The organism is Photobacterium rosenbergii, from assembly GCF_003026455.1.
Lineage (GTDB): Bacteria > Pseudomonadota > Gammaproteobacteria > Enterobacterales > Vibrionaceae > Photobacterium > Photobacterium rosenbergii.
Map to the genome: position 1 here is coordinate 1 of NZ_PYMB01000046.1, position 16,908 is coordinate 16,908.

The window sequence follows — 16,908 nt, forward strand, 5'->3', positions numbered from 1 at the left end:
GATGCCATAGATGCCATAGATGCCATAGATGCCATAGATGCCATAGATGCCATAGATGCCATAGATGCCATAGATGCCATAGATGCCATAGATGCCATAGATGCCATAGATGCCATAGATGCCATAGGTGTATGTGGTAAGAAGTGAGGTTATACATGAAGGGTCATTGGCGACAAGGACTGTTGGTAATGTTATTGGTCGCAGGCAGTGCACATGCGGTCAAAGAGCGCGAGTTGGGTGAGATCTTTATCGAAGAGTCGAACTCTAAACAAGCACTTGAATTTGTCGGCCAAGGTAGCCGTCCTGTCGATAATACCGGGCGTGACAAATACAGTATCTACCAGAACAAGAATATTGAAGATCCGACTGAGTTTGGCGGTGGTCTCAAGTTCAATGCGACTGATGACTTCAGCATCTCGATTGAAGCAGGTGGGGCTGTAGTCGAAGACAGTGACATCGATATCGATAGCGGTGCTGTCAAATTCGAACTCAGTTATTAATAACCTTGTTACGTTCACCTATCCTGTTATTTTGAGATTTCACCAGCAAAAAGTCTTAAGTGTGGTCTAACTGGCGTGAAATGGTTGGGAATATCATGAAACCCAACCAGAACGTGTCAGATTAACACTTTGAAACATCTTGTCTTTTTTCCATCATCGAAGTTAAGCTTTTCTGTCATTCGCAATCCCTATATTCAGCATGAAATTTATACATGCTCATATATAACGGGATTGATATGTTCAAGAAATCACTAGCTGCAGCGGTATCACTGGTACTGACTACGTCAGTATTTGCAATGGATGCACGTTACGAAGACCGCTCTGGTAATCTAACGGCAGACCTACCTCAAAACGAAGCAGAATGGGTTAACCCATCAACCTTGATCTTTGCTTACACGCCAGTTGAAGACCCTTCAGTATATGCCAGTGTCTGGAGCGAGTTCCTAGAGCACATGGAAGAGAAGACAGGTAAGTCTGTTCGTTTCTTCCCGGTACAGAACAATGCCGCACAAATCGAAGCGATGCGTTCAGGCCGTCTGCACATTGCAGGCTTCAACACCGGCTCTACACCGCTAGCCGTTAACTGTTCTGGTTTCGTTCCGTTTACCATTATGGCCGGTGAAGATGGCTCTTTCGGTTACGAAATGGAAATCATCACTCACCCTGATTCAGGCATCGACTCGGTAGAAGATCTGAAAGGCAAGAACCTAGCGTTCACGTCGCAAACATCTAATTCTGGATTCAAGGCGCCTTCTGCGATCCTTAAGGCAGAATACGACCTAGAGCCTGAGCGTGATTTCAACCCCGCTTTCTCTGGCGCACACGATAACTCAATTATTGGTGTTGCCCACAAAGACTACGATGCAGCGGCGATTGCCAACTCGGTACTTACTCGCATGCTTGATCGCGAAGTGGTTAAAGCGTCTGATATCAAGAATATCTACACCTCACAGACTTTCCCTACGACGGCATACGGTGTAGCTCACAACCTGCATCCTGAGTTGCAAGAGAAGATCAAAGATGCATTCTTCAGCTTTGACTGGAAAGGCACCAAGCTTGAGGAAGAGTTCACCCGTAACGGCGAGTCTCAATTCATTCCTATTACTTACCAAGAGCACTGGGCAGTGATCCGTACTATCGATGAGGCGAACGACGTCTCTTACGCTTGCCGTTAATAGGAAATACCATGTCAACACTTCAACTTCGTTCACTGACGATGCAATACTCGCCAAAAGATAAAGCGCTGAGTGATGTATCGCTGGATATCCAAGCTGGTGAAGTTGTTGGACTTATCGGCCCCTCAGGGGCCGGTAAATCAACACTGATCCGTTGTGTAAACCGCTTAACCGAGCCAACGTCTGGAGAAGTCTTGTTCAAGGGGCAGGATTTGACCAAACTGGGGAGCCGTGAACTGCGTCAATCACGCCGAAAAATAGCGATGATTTTCCAGGAATACGCCTTGATTGAGCGTCTCACTGTGATGGAAAACGTCCTGTCAGGGCGTTTGGGCTATGTACCATTTTGGCGCAGCTTCTTGCGTAAGTACCCGGGGCAAGATATCCAGTCAGCCTATGCACTGCTGGATCGGGTTGGCTTGATGGAGCATGCCGACAAGCGTTCTGATGCCCTGTCAGGCGGTCAGCGCCAGCGTGTAGGTATTGCCCGAGCCCTTGCCCAGCAGCCAGAACTACTGTTGATTGATGAGCCGACTGCTGCATTGGACCCACGCACTGCGCGCCAGGTGATGCGCTTGATTTGCGATATCTGCAACGAGCACAAACTGCCTGCCATCATTAATATCCATGATGTGAATCTGGCTAAGCAGTTCGTTGACCGTATTATTGGCCTCAAAGCCGGTGAGGTTGTCTTCGATGGCAAGCCGGAAGAGTTAGGCCATGATGCCCTGACCCGTATCTACGGCGAAGAAGACTGGCATAGTGCTTCAGAGACCCAAGAAGAAGAGGGTCTGCCAGTGATGGCCGAGCTTGTCGCGGAGCCTGCATAATGGCCCAGACTTACCCGACTTATTGGAAAAAACCGCCGTTTATTGCCCAGCCGTTTTGGCGTTGGCTACTTTGGCTCGGGGCCAGTATCTACTTTTATGTGGCTATCGGTTCGATTGAAATTAACTGGATGCGTGTTTATGAAGGTTCCGAGCGAGGCTGGAACTTCATCATGGCGTTTATGCAGCCGGACTTTTTCAGCCGCTGGGACAATATCAGTGTTGGTTTGGTCGAGAGCCTGACCATGACCCTGACTTCGACGGTTGCCGGCGTCCTGCTGTCTATCCCGTTTGGCTTGGGGGCGGCCCGTAATTTGGCACCACGCCCGGTTTACCTGTTCTGCCGTAGCTTTGTGGCTATTGCCCGTAGCTTTCAGGAAATCATCATTGCAATCTTGTGTGTTGCCCTGTTTGGCTTCGGCACCTTTGCCGGCTTTGTTACCCTAACTTTCGCAACAATTGGCTTCTTGGCTAAATTGTTTGCCGAAGAGATTGAATCTGTCGACCCGGCAGCCCTAACAGCTATGAAGGCAACCGGGGCGAGTTGGTTCCAGCAGGTGAACTACGCTATCCAGCCTCAGGTCATGCCCCGAGTGATCGGTCTGAGTATGTACCGCTTAGATATAAATTTCCGTGAATCTGCGGTGATCGGTATTGTCGGTGCGGGTGGTATCGGCGCTACGCTAAATACCGCGATGGACCGTTATGAGTACAGCTCGGCGGCCGCTATTTTGCTGATCATTATCGGCCTTGTGATGTTGGCTGAGTATGTCTCTGCCATCATCCGTAACCGTATTCAATAGGAGCCGGTATGTCTATTTCCCAATCTAACTACCAGGCCCATTGGCAAAAGTATTCGGCAAGAGAAAGCTTGTGGCGCTGGTTTGGCTGGCTGATGTTCGTCTCAGTATGTGTGTACTGCTGGCAAGTGATGAACAAAGATACGATGTGGTTCTTTGTAGCTGATGCACCTAACCAGGTGGCAGACATTACCGGACGGATGTGGCCTCCGCGCTGGTCATACATGGAGCAGTTGTGGCAACCCTTGTGGGACACCATCAACATTGCAACCTTGGGCACATTATTAGGTGTGGTGATGGCCTTCCCGGTGGCTTTCCTTGCGGCAAGGAATACCACGCCATCGACGGTGTTTGTCCGTCCGGTTGCCCTTTATATCATTGCGGCCAGTCGTTCGATCAACTCGTTGATCTGGGCCTTGCTGCTGGTCGCTGTACTGGGTCCTGGCTTGCTTGCCGGTATTATCGCCATTGCTCTGCGCTCGATTGGCTTTGTCGCCAAGTTGATGTACGAGGCGATTGAAGAAGTGAACAAAACACAGGTCGCAGCTATTACTGCAACCGGTGCGTCGCCACTGCAAATCCTCGATTACGCAGTGATGCCTCAGGTGTTGCCGAACTTTATTGGTACTTCTATTTTCCGCTGGGATATCAACATCCGAGAATCGACAGTACTTGGCTTAGTGGGGGCTGGTGGTATTGGTCTAAAGCTTCAGGAGTCGATGGCCGTACTGGCATGGCCACAGGTAACGGTGATTTTCATCTCCATCCTAGCCACCGTTGTAGTCTCCGAGTGGGTGTCGGCACGCTGCCGTTATGCCCTGATTTAAATTGGGACTCAAGTTAACATCAAAGGCTCACCCTCAGGTGAGCCTTTTTGTTATCTGCCTAATTACCACGTTGTTCGATGCGGTAATCGAGTTGGTGGAAGTGTACTTCGCTTTTGCCACCTTCAAACTGGTTGTAGACTCCAGCTTTAAAGTAGCTCAGCAGGTGTTGCCAATAGGTAATGTCACGGCTTAATTTTGTTTCGCTATCGACATCGACGACCAACTGGTTTTTTCCCACAGAGATGTCGAATTGGGTCGGGCGGGTTAGGTCCGCAGGCCCTAAATCGATATGTTGGTAAGCCTTTTGACATTCGACGCTGTTTTGGTGTTGGCTGGTGCTGCCGCAATCGAGGGCATTAGTTTTAACCACCGCCCAATAGTGTCCGGTTTTACCATTGCGTTCAAGATCCCATGTAATTCGCATTAGAGGGTGAGGGATATAACCGGCCCCGTCTTCCTCAATACCTTTATTATGGACTTGCAGGTAAGTGATTTCTTTTTTGCGGTTTGGGCTAAGTCGTACAGATTCTTCGGGGTCGATAGGCTGAAGTTTGGCACTTAATTGGTAAGTTGTATCAGGTTTGGCAATGCTGAAGTTGTCCAGCACCCTTAACTCATTTCTCAACTTGTAACCCGCCATATTAAACACAAGGGCTTCGCTGGAGTTATCGACATAGAAGTGTTCATTGATGATACCGGTGAAATCCCCGTTTTTTGCTAGCTCATATTTACTGCCGGGTTTGGCATACGGAGTAGAAATTTGCAGTTTGGATGACGATAAAATATGGCTGAACTGGGGGTAATTAACCGGCTCGGCGTATCCTTTTTCCTGAAGTGGTAATGTGCTTTGCTGAAGTGAATCTGCGATTGCAAAATGGCTGGTAATGATACTGCTAACAAGCAATAAATGGGCTTTTCTCATTGGTTACCTTAAAGAGAGAGTCAATGATAACGCTCTTTGATGGCAATTATCATTTTGCGCCAAACCGTACCGAGATAAAGAAAACGTGGGAAGGTCATTTTACGACAATTATAGGATGGGTGGTATTCTGCTTTTATTATGATGAATCATTGACCTGTGAAGATTAAACCTTAACCGGCACTGTAAAATGTCAGTTAAATATCGGACTTCTTAACATTTAAGCGTTTGCGTCGCTTTAATATTTCAGCTTTTTATCGCAGTGGAAATATTATGAAAAAGATTACGACGCTATTACTGGCGCTTGGGATGTGCGCATCGATGGGGGCGAAGGCTGAAACCGGTATCGGTTTATCCGTTGGTGACCCTTTCTGGGGTGTGGATATGAAACACAATGGTTTTCGTATCAATGTCAGCCTTGACGACCAGTTTGGTGTCGGCGTCAATAAAACCTACGGTGTTCAGGGCACCCCTTTATATTTGTTCTTAGGCGGTCAATACGTCGATCGCAATAAGCATTACGTGGCGATCACTCCGGGCATCGGTGCCGAGTTCCGTGTTCGTCCTATGGGGTTCTATGTCGATTTGACTCCTGCGGTATATCTGGATGAATTGGATATTGAACTAGAAGCAAGAGCGGGCTTTAGGGTTTATTTCTAACGTGTGTGCTGGCGCTTTTATCAACCTCTTCTGATTTGCTTCCTGTGATAAGACAGCGTCTCAATATTTGGCAATATTTCGAGAACCGCTCTTTAGAGAGCGGTTTTTTAATTAATATCTAGGTTTAATGGTCACCTCTCCGCTGTTCAAATCGACCTGTGCATGGTAAATCGCCTGCGGATCGCCGTAGTGTTTGAACCTAAAGTCATAAACATTGGCAGGCGCCCATATTGCTGTGGTTATTGAGTGGGTATTTAAAGGCTCTAGATCATACCCGTCTTGCTGGTATAAATCGGTTTCTTCTACTTTAGCCATAGCAACATGTTGACTGGCGCTTCTATCTACCCCTGGTTCGAGAGATGGATTAGTTGGATATGAACTCCCGTCATAGGCCATCAAGCGAAATGCTCCATTGCTCCATACCATGAAATCTTGCCAACCATTACTCGTACTATCGGCCAACAGCACCGGGGGTTTGACCACAGACATTTGGCTGACGATGTTGCCATTATTATCGAAAATGACCGCAGTACAGCCACCACTGCCACAAAAGTAGCTGTTTTGGATTAACACAAAGTGTTCAGCAGAACCATCGTTGTTGAGATCGGTACTGCCTGTTAGGTAGCGGATCTTATCTCGCTCAAGGGATAGTCCTTCAGGGGCTAAAATTTGGGTATCCACCCATTGCGCCACTGTATTTTCGTTTGAGCTACTTTGACTCGATGTATTAGGTTGGCGTATTGAGGATGAGCCACTACAACCAATCATAAACACTGCGCCTAAAAGAGCTAAATACCGATATTTGAGTTTGAACATGTCATCTGGCTCTATATTTTTATTAATAATGAATAGTATATAGCAGCATGGTATTTCTATTATGACCCGAGAAATGGACGATGAGTAATGTACAGTTAGTCTCCCTATGGGATGTAGAGAGGCAAAAGCTTATCGACTTGATGAATAATGTTCAGGTTAGGGCACAACTACCATTGTTAACCAATGTGTTTACACAAGCGAGTTGTACGGTTTTCCTTGAGGCTAAGCAACAACTATGGGATGAGCATGGATATGGCCCATGGGCTTTCATGATCAATGGTGAATTTGCTGGGTGGGGTGGTCTACAGCCTGAAAGTGGAGAGGCTGATTTTGCCTTGGTGCTGCATCCTGACTATTGGGGCTACGGTTTGAAAATATTCAAACTGTTTGAGCGTATCGCTTTTGATGAAATGAACCTAAGCTCAATGACCGCCTTGTTTCCGCCTAGTAGGAAGAACTGGAGGGCGTTAATTCGCTTTGGTTTTATCAAAGAGCAAGAGCTGGTTGTCAATGAGCGGACGTTTATAAGGTTCCGCCTTCGGAACAATCGATAAGGATTGATACTGGGAAGTGCCTCAAAAACAGCAACGGCGCTGCAACTATCAAGCTGCAGCGCCGTTGTTAAATTATGTTCGAATTACTTCTTAAGGTTTGTGAAGTAGTCGAAGATAACTGGTACGTCGTTGTTACCCATACCTGCATCAACAGCAGCTTGTAGGCTAGTAGAAGTACCCTGAGCGATTAGAGACTCAGTACCTAGCTCTTCACATAGAGCAAGGAAGTAACCAAGGTCTTTGTTTGCGTTAGCAACAGAGAAACCTAGCTTCTCTTCGCCGTCTACAGCGTAGAACTTACAGAACTGCATGAATGGAGAGTTAGAAGGACCAGCTGACATGATGTCGAATAGTTGCTGACCGTCAACGCCTGCTAGCTTAGCAACAGCGAAAGCTTGAGACATAGTCGCAACAGTAGTCATACCCATGAAGTTGTTCACAAGCTTAGTTACGTGACCTGAACCTAGCGCACCTAGGTGGAATACGTTTTCGCCTTGCTCGTCAAGAACTGGCTTAACTTTGTTGAAAGTTTCCATGTCGCCAGCAGCCATGATGTTTAGAAGACCATCTTTAGCGTGAGCTGGAGTACGACCTAGAGGAGCATCGATCATGCCTGCGCCTTTCTCAGCAAGGTCAGCACCGATCTTCTTAGTAGAAGCTGGGATAGAAGTACCGAAGTCAATTAGTGTCTTGCCTTCAGACATACCAGCTAGAATACCAGTTTCACCGTAAACAACTTTCTCAACAACTTCAGAAGTTGTTAGGCAAAGCATAACGATGTCACTTTTCTCAGCAAGTTCTTTACCAGAAGCTGCTTCAGAAGCGTTGCCACGAGCTAGAACTGCTGCAACTGCATCTTTGTTAAGATCCATTACGTTAACTTCGTAACCACGGTTTTGAAGATTCTCAACCATGTTGCCGCCCATAAGGCCAAGACCGATGAAACCAATTACTGGTTTAGTCATTTCAGACTCCTAATAAAAAATACTATTGTATGACTATATGGCTTAAGGATATACGTCTGTTCGCCTTAAAGCAAATGTAGATTGCTTTGAAATCTTCGCCAGTTCACAGTTTTTTGATCTGGACCAGATCTGAGGGGAATTTGAATTGTGATCTGGGGAGATATCGTGCTAGGCGATATCCTCCCCAGATAAAAACACGTCGATTTAGTGGTAATTCAACTCGGCAGCTTTGTCTTTATCGAACTCATTGAGCGTCTTGCGTGCCAAGTGGCGGAATGGGATCGCCTTGATACATTCTTCGAATGGCATGATAGCGAACGCCCAGAACAAGGGAGCATCGAAGAATTGGAGCAAGATAGCCAGTAGCGGGAGCGAGACCAACCATTGGCCTGAGAAGTTGATAGTAAATACGGCTTTGGTTTTCCCCAAAGCCCTCAGGGCATGACCATGTACCGTGTTGTAGCCGCGCACCAAAGGCAGGAAGATGTATAGCGGCGCTATAACAGCCAGTGCCTGGAAGGTTTCAGGTTCCATTTCAGGGTAGATAAACGATAGACACAGGCTTAGTGCAAAGAAAAAGCCGCTGGTGATAATCGATAGGATGACAGCAATCCTGATGCTGGTATCGACATTTTCCCGCAGGTCATCAAGCTTGTTGGCACCGATGGCCTGACTGATCAGAATAGCGGTAGAGTGGGCTGCAGCCGTTGTCATTTGGGTACCCATCCGGATCCACGGCATGATCAAGGTAATCGCCACGTAGGCATAAAGGCTGAGCTGGGAATAAAGCAGTTGGTATATTGTCGCACCGACTGCCAGCATCGCCATATTGGCGGCAATCGGGAAGATTTCCCCGAAGTGGCGTTTGGTTAGGTAGATGAAATGACCGACTTTCCCCGGCTTGCGCAGGGTGATCATGTCATCGATACGAACACAGTAAACAAGGAAACCGGTACGGACCAAAATTGCCACCAAGCTGCCAAGAGCCGCTCCCAACACTCCCAAACCAAATTGGTGGATGAGTATGTAAGTTGCTACCGTATTAACAGGTAATTCGAGTAGGTAGCCTTTAAAAGGGATTTTTGTTTTACCTAGGCCATTGAAGCAGGCAATCAATACCTGAGTTAGGGCACTGAACAGCAGGGTAAGGGTGGAAATTTGTAGGTAACCAACTGTTAATGAAAGAAGTTCTGGGTCTTGGGTAATGTAGCCAACCAACTCATCGCCGAAACTGAACAATAGCAGTGAAAATAAGGCAGCTACACCAAAGTTGATAGCCATTCCGCTCAATATAGAATCGCTTAATGCCTCGGAGCGGCCCGAGCCATAGGCCCGGCTGATCACAAGTTGTGTGCCGTTGGCGAGGGCGTTTTGAAAACCTAACAGGAAGGCGACAATGGCCGTTGCGATGCCAATGGCGGCAACAGGAACTTCTCCAAGTGGTGAGATAAGTAGCGTGTCGATAAGCAGCATCGACTGCATAAGAAATGCATTCATGGCGAGCGGCCATGCAATTTTCAGGTTTTTCTTTACAAATGGAGAGAGTTGCAAGAGGGCTCCTTGTTGCAGAAATAGTTATTAGAGGTGACGAATTGTATTATTATATTTCAATCGGTCCTCTAACATCCAGAGCCATCTTGTCGAATAATCGTTCTAATTTGTTAACCGCCAGCCACGTTCGTGACTTAGCTATGATTTCCTTTTACCAGAGCACAGAATAGTTGGCTGGCGGTTGCGATAAGTGCATCTGGAAAGTCGTAATCGGGATTATGCAGTTGGGGATGTTCTTCACCGCTGCCGACACAGAACAAGGCACCTGGCCATTTGGTGAGGAATTCAGCCATATCCTCAGACCACCTCATCGGCTCATCAATACGTTCAATCGGTAATCCGAGAGATTTGGCTTGGGTGATAACCTGCTGGCAATGCAGTGGTGAATTGACGGCGGCATTGAACCACTCCTGCCAAGACACTTCGCATCGGAGATTTTCCTTTTCACAAAGTGTGCTGATTTGCTGTTCGATGAGTGACTTCATTGCTATTAAGGTTTGAGTGTTTTCGCTGCGTAAAGTGGCAAGTACTTTGGCATACCCTGGTGCGGTCCCAAATGCTGCTTCGCCATTAACGGTTTCGCCAAGTGAGGCATGAACAACAGTCGTCAGGGTAAATACTCCGGAAAATTGTTCAGGCAAGGTTTGCAGCAACTTGATTACTTCTGTCATCGCTAGAGTTGGTGCAATACCATTTTCAGGCTTGGCAGCATGGGAGGTTTTGCCAAATAGTTCGATGCTGACTCCGGTAGAGGCACAAGCGAAGGTGCCAGGTTTGATCACAACGGTATTGAGCGGGTAACCGGGTAGGTTATGGTAGGCAAAGACATTGTCTATGTGCTGATTGGCAAGCCATGATTCTTTCAGCATGGCGGCAGCTCCTGCACCTGTTTCTTCTGCGGGCTGAAAAACTAACAACACACGGCCTGATAATGGGGGATGTTCGGCTAGGTGTTTGGCGACCATCATCAAAGAAGCGGTGTGCCCATCATGGCCGCATGCATGCATGACCCCCTTATGACAAGAGATATGCGCGTGATTGGCTTGTTCATGAATAGGAAGGGCGTCGAAATCGGCACGGAACAAACTGGTTTCACCGGGTTGGCCGCTGTCAAACTCAACCACAATGCCATGTCCACCTATATCCGTCCTCGGTGATAAACCAAACTGACGGAGTTGTTGAACAATGATGTCTGCTGTGTGGCGTTCGTGGTGGGAAAGCTCTGGATATTGGTGAAGGTGGCGGCGGAAGGAAATTGGGTCAAAGGGTTTAATCGGCGTAATCATAACAATTCGTTTAGCTATATCAGTTAGGTTGCATAGCTTACGCCGATTTCTATTGACCCGGTGTGATGGGTATCGCAGGGTTCAGTCACTCATATGAGCAAGTTATTCCGGTAAATCCAACTCCAGTGGCAATTCATCATCCCAATTCTCCAGAATAAATTGCCTTTTACTTTCAAGTCGTTGCTGGAGAGAGAGGATAAAGTCTTCAGATTCTTTCAATTGACGGGCTAGTTCGAAGGCTATGGCTTCGAGATCGTCAGCACTGAAATCATTACTCTCGGCGTTGAGGAAATCTGGGTGGCTGTGGGTTTCAAACTCGAACTGAGGCGCAGAAGGGGCTAAGGCACGAAGACGCCTTTCTTCTTTTAGATGGTCTAACAAGAAAAAGCTGGTTACTACAAAAGTAATAAGCGCGCTGGCACCAAATAGTTTACGAAACTGGCCACTTTCTTTGAGTGCCAACAGGGTAAGTAAACCACAAACAATGCATAGCAGGAGCAGTACCATTCCTTTGAAACCTCAATCGCTGACTGTTAGTGATTAGATTATCAAAATGAATAGTTAGTCACTATTGCCATTCTGTTACTGAATGCAAATTGTGAGGTGGCGATACAAAAACTATTGTCGTTCGTTTTGGTACCGCCATCGATTTTGGGTTACTGCTGAAGTTGCTTAATCCCTGCTATTAAAGCATCCAATCCTTTATCCACTTTGCTTCTCGGGCAGCCTACATTCAAACGAATGTAGCCTTTGCCTTCTGTTCCATAGGTATCGCCGCGCATGATAGCGACCTTATGCTCGTGAATAAGAATGTGCTGCAAGGCGTCCATATCAATGTTGAGCGGGTTGAGGTCAATCCAAGCTAAGTAAGTGCCATCCGGGACTTGATAGTTTATGGCCGGGAATGCGCTGTTGAGTCGCTCGGCAACGGTGAGTAAGTTTTGCTGTAGGTAATCCTTGAGTGCATCCAGCCAGTCGTCACCTTGTTGGTAGGCGGCAATGTGGGCAATGATCCCGAGGATGGAAGGCGAGGACAAACCGTGTGCAGCCTTGAGTTGTGTCAGGTATTGCTCGCGCGATTGCTCTTCGGGGATGAAAGCATATGCCCCTGTCAGTGCTGGGATGTTGAATGACTTCGAACCTGAACTCACCAGTGCCCAATCTTCATTGGCGGCCACTTCCGACCAAGGAAGGTAGCTGGAATATGCCATATCCATGTGAATATCATCTGAGATCACTTTGACACTATGGCGTTGGCAAATTTCAGCCATTTGCGTTAACTCTTCTCGACGCCAGACCCTGCCTGTCGGGTTCTGTGGGCTGCAGAGCAATAGGATTTTGCAATCTTCCCTAGCGGCTTGTTGTTCAAACTGCGGCCAGTCTATTTGGTATCCCTGATCGGTTTTGAGCAGGGGGCTAGCAAGCAGTTCTCTCTGGTTGGCTTCTAGCATGTTGCCAAAAGCATCATAGGCTGGAGTATGGACAAGCACGCCATCCCCACTCTGGCTCCACTGCAAAATAAGCTGGGAAATAATGTAGATCACCGAAGGGCCATAAACGATCGTTTCTGGGTTGAGGTTAGCCCGGTAGCGTTTGGCAAACCAGCCAGTGATAGCCAGTTTGAAATCGTTATGGTTCCAGCGGCTATAGCCCAACACACCGTGGGTCAGGCGTTGCTGCAAGGCCTGCTGGATACAAGGAGCGGTTTCAAAATCCATATCCGAGATAGTAAAAGGCAGTAAATCAGCTTCACCAAAACGGTCTTGAACATAATCCCATTGGGTACAGTAAGTGCCGTAACGGTTAACGGGAGTGGAAAAATCAAACATAAATGCCTCGCAGAACAACGTATAAGACTGCGCTCTGGTTAATGAAAAAGCCCAGTCTTATACCTTGCGGGGAATGGCTCCCCGCAGGTAATTATTTTTTTAATACATTGATATTTAAGCTGGCATCAGACCTTGGATTTCATTTTTCACCAAATGAACCTGAGGACCAATCACCACTTGAAGGTTGTGGGCATCGAGTTTGACAACACCTAGTGCGCCATTTGCTTTCAGCACTGTATCGTTAACCAGTGACATGTCTTTTACCGAAAGGCGCAGGCGGGTGATGCAGTTATCCAGTGATTCGATATTATCGGCACCGCCTAGGGCTTCAAGGATGATATCGCCTTTGTAGCCAGTGGTTTTCTCTCCGGTGACAGCAGCGGCAATTTGCTCTGCGCTTTCTACTTCACGGCCTGGTGTTTTCAGGTTGAAGCGGGTAATGGCGAAACGGAACACCGAGTAGTAAACCGCAAACCAGATCCCGGCAACAACCGGCACCAAATACCACTTGGTTGCCGTACCCTGCAGGATACCGAAGATGAAGAAGTCGATAATGTTGCCGTCGGTATTACCGATGGTAACGTCTAGCAGGCCCATCACCATGAAGCCAAGACCGGTTAGCACAGCGTGGATCAGGTAAAGAGCTGGTGCGACGAACAGGAACAGGAACTCAAGTGGCTCGGTGATACCGCCGACCACACAGGCAACCACACCCGATAAAAGCAATGCTTTTACCTTGCCACGGTTTTCTGGACGCGAGCAGTGGTACATGGCCAATGCGGCACCTGGCAGACCGCCAAGGAAGGCTGGCATTTTACCTTGGGACAGGAAGGCTGTTGCAGAAGCAGAGAAGCTTTCTGTCGTAGTACAAGATAGTTCAGAGTAGAAGATGTTCAGTGCGCCGCTGACTGTGTTGCCACACACTTCCATGGTGCCACCGGCTTCGGTAAATCGGATCAGGGCAACAAGAATATGGTGCAGGCCAAAAGGTAGAAGCAGACGTTCACCGGCACCGAACAGGAATGGGCCAAATGGGCCAGCATGAGAGATAGCCGTACCGACACCGTTGATACCTGCGGCGAAGTAAGGCCAAATCAATGGAACAACTAGGCCAACTACACCCAATACCACAGTGGTGATAATTGGCACGAAACGCGCACCACCGAAGAAAGCCAGCGCATCAGGCATTTTGTAGGTATAGAAACGGGCATGCAGTTTTGCCACGATAATACCGACAATCACCGCACCTAAAATCCCTGTGTCGATAGAGTCGATACCAATGATTGATTTTACGCCGTAAGCCGCTTCTTGCTCAGCATTGCCCAGCACGCCTGCCACTGTTAGGTAGAAGTTGATGGATAGGTTTAATGCTGCGTAACCGACGAAACCGGCAAAAGCCGCGACCCCTTTTTCTTCACGAGCTAAACCAAGCGGTATGGCTACAGCGAACATAATCGGTAGGTAGATAAAGGCAACTAGGCCGATTTTGGTCATCCACATGAACAGTAATTGCAGTGGCATGAAATCCAAAAACGGAATGCTTTCTTTTACTGCGTTACTCGATAGTGAACTACCGATCCCGAGCAGAATACCGGAGAACGCCAGCAGGGCGACCGGCAGCATGAAGGTTTTTCCGAGGCTCTGGAAAAACTCCCATAGGGTGGTTTTCTTGGATGTGTTGGACATAGTGGGTAACCCCTAACCTTATTATTGTGTAGGTAGAGTTGATAAAACGTTTTATCAATCTTTTGTAAAAAAACGCTGAGGCAGAGACGTTATTACTCATGCATCAACGTGCTGAATGTGTTCACGCAATAAGGATAAAACGTTTTATCAGTTGATTTCGCTGGTTTGATCACGAAATCAGATCGGTTTTTCGCTGGTGATTTAAACTGTGATCGAGGTAAAAGTGTGAAAAGCTCGATAGAACGTTTTACTGGCATGTAATATTCTTGGGCTCTCAAAGACGGATACGTACTGCCAATGACCCAAAGAAAAGTAAAAATAACAGATGTTGCTGAATATGCAGGGGTGTCGGTATCGACTGTCTCACTGGTGCTCGGCAACAAAGGGCGGATTTCCGAGGCCACGATTAGTAAGGTCAATGAGGCGATCAAAACGCTGGGCTATGTCCGTAATAAGGCGGCGGCCAACTTGCGCTCCAGCCAGTCCAACCTAGTTGGTTTGGTGCTTAAAGATATCACCGATCCCTTTTATACTGAGATCACTGCTGGATTTAGCCAGATCCTCGAAAAGCATGGCTTTATGCTTTTCCTTGCCCAGTGTGGAGACTCACCTGAGAGGCTTGAAAAATGTGTTCAGTCGATGATCCAACAAGGGGTTGCCGGGGTGGCATTCAGCCCATTGCGCGGGGCGAGCCAGAGCGTGATAGATATGTTGGCTCAGGCGGAAATTCCTGCGGTTTGTGTGGCCCGGGCAACGGTAAATGACGATATCGATTATGTCGTACCGGATAATACCCTAGCCGCCAAGCGCGCTACCCAACATTTGGTCGAGCAAGGGCATAGGCATATTGCTTATGTCGGCGGACTGGGGGATTCACTCACTCGTGCCGAGCGTATAGGTGGCTATTGCACGACTTTGATCCAATACGGTTTGCCGTTCAAAAACGAGTGGATCGTAGAGTGTGAGGGGAGCCAGAAGGCAGCAGCCAATACGGTACAAGAACTGCTGACTCAGCACCCAAAGATCACCGCTATCTTATGCCATCGTCCTGCGACTGCGTTGGGTGCAGTCTATGGGGTTGAACGTGCCAACCGCACCGTTGGCCGCGATAATTATATCGGCCAGCAAGTTGCCTTAATTGGCTTCGATGATGTGGCCGAAGCTGAACTCACCCACCCACCTCTGACCTTTATGTCATCAACCGCTTCAGAGATTGGCGAGCAAGCCGGTAAGCGGTTAGTACAGAAAATGAAAGCCTCAGAACCCGCAGTCGAGAAAGTCGTACTGGCCCCAGAACTGATCATCCGCAGCTCTGCGTAACCCTTAACTTCATATCTTTCTCACAATCAATCGAAGTAGTCAGCGCCTGTCTCGGTGCTGACTTCTATTGCCACCAAGCCCCAACGCGCCTAGCTCCCTTCATCACCACAGGCACTTAAATCTGAGCTGTCACATGAGATTTGATATAACCCCTTTGTGTTTGGTTAGGCAGCTATTGATTCAATGCAACAGTGTTTTCTAAACCTGTCCAGATTAACAAATTCTTACATTCTTCATATTTGTATGATTTTAAATGTAAAGTGTCTTGGTTTAACTCTGTGTGGTTACAGGTCAGGGAAATTTTCCCGCAAATAGGTTTGACATTAAAATATGTGATCTCTAATATCTCGCCCCGTCAACAAGGAGGTTTGATGTAAAACACTTTTGAAATATCTAACCTTATGTGGGAAATGAAATGAAAAAAACGCTCATCGCGCTGTCTTTAGCATCAGCTATTTCAGCTCCGGTAATGGCTATTGAGGCTAAGACTCAAGGTAGCTCAGTGGAGCACGGTATCCTTACTGCTCAATATCATGTTATTGCTGCCAAAATTACTCAAATCAGTCCAGATGTTGGTAAAGCATTCTCTAAGTATGCTACTGGTGGTTCTGACCAACGAGCAGAGCGTCGTGAAATGGCTTATGAATTCATGCGTGATCTTTCTAAGCAAGACGCTGAAACTCAAATCGCTATTAAAGATGCCATGGGCAGCATGTATATCAAATCGAAGAGCAAAAATGGCGATCCGATTTTTGGTGACTATGAAGCTCAAGACGCATTTTCTTCTATTGTTGATGATGCTGCTGCTGTTGCTGCTGAACGAGGTGAAACTACCATCGAGATTGGTGGTAAAGAGTTAAAAATTAACGAAGTCCGAAGCGCTCTGATGAAAGAAAAGTTAAGCGGTGATGATTACAAAAAAGCAATTGAATCTAATGCTAAAGTGATTAGTGAAATTGATGAGGCAATCGCTGCTGTAAACTCAGATTCTGAACAGTCTAATGGTGGTAAGAAGCCAACTCCGATTAAGCCGGACGACAAGAATGGTAATGGGGGCTCAAACCTGACTCCGGGTCAGCGCAATATCGTTAAAGTGTCTGACATCATGAAGCTAGAGAAAGCGGGCTACAAGGTAGATGTTGATGCCAAAGGCAATGCGCAAGTATTGGATAAAGACGGTAACGTTGCAGGTG

The 16,908-nt window shown here is 47.3% G+C and carries 17 protein-coding genes; 9 read left to right on the forward strand and 8 right to left on the reverse strand.

Annotated features, from left to right (window positions below; all coding sequences use genetic code 11):
- Window positions 1-188 precede the first annotated feature (188 nt).
- From C9J01_RS28770 to phnE (C9J01_RS28790), 5 genes are all read left to right on the forward strand, one after another.
- The gene (locus C9J01_RS28770; RefSeq protein WP_107301488.1) at window positions 189-500 is read left to right on the forward strand and encodes a hypothetical protein; all 312 of its coding nucleotides are present in this window, start codon (window positions 189-191) and stop codon (window positions 498-500) included.
- 236 nt (window positions 501-736) lie between these two features.
- Entirely contained in the window at window positions 737-1,675 is a 939-nt protein-coding gene (gene phnD / locus C9J01_RS28775) for a phosphate/phosphite/phosphonate ABC transporter substrate-binding protein (protein ID WP_107301503.1), read from the forward strand.
- An 11-nt stretch (window positions 1,676-1,686) separates the two neighbouring features.
- Window positions 1,687-2,505, forward strand: coding sequence for a phosphonate ABC transporter ATP-binding protein (gene phnC / locus C9J01_RS28780; protein ID WP_107301489.1), 819 nt, complete (start codon window positions 1,687-1,689; stop codon window positions 2,503-2,505).
- Complete coding sequence (gene phnE, locus C9J01_RS28785) at window positions 2,505-3,305, forward strand: phosphonate ABC transporter, permease protein PhnE (protein WP_107301490.1); 801 nt, start codon at window positions 2,505-2,507, stop codon at window positions 3,303-3,305. Before phnC ends, phnE (C9J01_RS28785) begins: the two co-directional genes overlap by 1 nt.
- Before the next feature lie 8 nt (window positions 3,306-3,313).
- On the forward strand, window positions 3,314-4,129 hold the full coding sequence (gene phnE, locus C9J01_RS28790) for a phosphonate ABC transporter, permease protein PhnE (protein ID WP_107301491.1): 816 nt from the start codon (window positions 3,314-3,316) through the stop codon (window positions 4,127-4,129).
- Window positions 4,130-4,187: 58 nt separating this feature from the next.
- On the opposite strand, the gene C9J01_RS28795 is transcribed toward phnE (C9J01_RS28790), so the two are convergent.
- Complete coding sequence (locus C9J01_RS28795) at window positions 4,188-5,051, reverse strand: polysaccharide lyase family 7 protein (protein ID WP_107301492.1); 864 nt, start codon at window positions 5,049-5,051, stop codon at window positions 4,188-4,190.
- 270 nt (window positions 5,052-5,321) lie between these two features.
- Here C9J01_RS28795 and C9J01_RS28800 point away from each other — a divergent pair, with 270 nt between their 5' ends.
- Window positions 5,322-5,708, forward strand: coding sequence for a hypothetical protein (locus tag C9J01_RS28800; protein WP_107301493.1), 387 nt, complete (start codon window positions 5,322-5,324; stop codon window positions 5,706-5,708).
- A 111-nt stretch (window positions 5,709-5,819) separates the two neighbouring features.
- On the opposite strand, the gene C9J01_RS28805 is transcribed toward C9J01_RS28800, so the two are convergent.
- Window positions 5,820-6,524: a hypothetical protein gene (locus C9J01_RS28805; protein ID WP_107301494.1), complete on the reverse strand. Its 705-nt coding sequence runs from the start codon at window positions 6,522-6,524 to the stop codon at window positions 5,820-5,822.
- 80 nt (window positions 6,525-6,604) lie between these two features.
- Between C9J01_RS28805 and C9J01_RS28810 the strand changes: the two genes are divergently transcribed.
- Entirely contained in the window at window positions 6,605-7,078 is a 474-nt protein-coding gene (locus C9J01_RS28810) for a GNAT family N-acetyltransferase (RefSeq protein ID WP_107301495.1), read from the forward strand.
- Window positions 7,079-7,161: 83 nt separating this feature from the next.
- Here the strand turns inward: C9J01_RS28810 and C9J01_RS28815 are convergent, their stop codons facing one another.
- From C9J01_RS28815 to malX, 6 genes are all read right to left on the reverse strand, one after another.
- The gene (locus C9J01_RS28815) at window positions 7,162-8,043 is read right to left on the reverse strand and encodes an NAD(P)-dependent oxidoreductase (protein WP_107301496.1); all 882 of its coding nucleotides are present in this window, start codon (window positions 8,041-8,043) and stop codon (window positions 7,162-7,164) included.
- 204 nt (window positions 8,044-8,247) lie between these two features.
- Window positions 8,248-9,594 carry an MATE family efflux transporter gene (locus C9J01_RS28820; protein WP_107301497.1) on the reverse strand — a complete coding sequence of 449 codons (1,347 nt, stop codon included), beginning with the start codon at window positions 9,592-9,594 and terminating at the stop codon, window positions 8,248-8,250.
- Between the two features lie 134 nt (window positions 9,595-9,728).
- Complete coding sequence (locus C9J01_RS28825; RefSeq protein ID WP_107301498.1) at window positions 9,729-10,880, reverse strand: amidohydrolase; 1,152 nt, start codon at window positions 10,878-10,880, stop codon at window positions 9,729-9,731.
- A gap of 102 nt (window positions 10,881-10,982) precedes the next feature.
- Window positions 10,983-11,387: a hypothetical protein gene (locus C9J01_RS28830; RefSeq protein WP_107301499.1), complete on the reverse strand. Its 405-nt coding sequence runs from the start codon at window positions 11,385-11,387 to the stop codon at window positions 10,983-10,985.
- Window positions 11,388-11,536: 149 nt separating this feature from the next.
- Window positions 11,537-12,709: a MalY/PatB family protein gene (locus tag C9J01_RS28835; protein WP_107301500.1), complete on the reverse strand. Its 1,173-nt coding sequence runs from the start codon at window positions 12,707-12,709 to the stop codon at window positions 11,537-11,539.
- A gap of 114 nt (window positions 12,710-12,823) precedes the next feature.
- Complete coding sequence (gene malX / locus C9J01_RS28840) at window positions 12,824-14,395, reverse strand: maltose/glucose-specific PTS transporter subunit IIBC (RefSeq protein ID WP_107301501.1); 1,572 nt, start codon at window positions 14,393-14,395, stop codon at window positions 12,824-12,826.
- Between the two features lie 297 nt (window positions 14,396-14,692).
- Between malX and malI the strand changes: the two genes are divergently transcribed.
- Both malI and C9J01_RS28850 read left to right on the forward strand, forming a co-directional pair.
- Window positions 14,693-15,715 carry a Mal regulon transcriptional regulator MalI gene (gene malI, locus C9J01_RS28845; protein ID WP_107301502.1) on the forward strand — a complete coding sequence of 341 codons (1,023 nt, stop codon included), beginning with the start codon at window positions 14,693-14,695 and terminating at the stop codon, window positions 15,713-15,715.
- Between the two features lie 415 nt (window positions 15,716-16,130).
- Window positions 16,131-16,908, forward strand: a 778-nt coding sequence (locus C9J01_RS28850; protein WP_146157122.1) for a hypothetical protein, incomplete at its 3' end; no start/stop codon positions are given.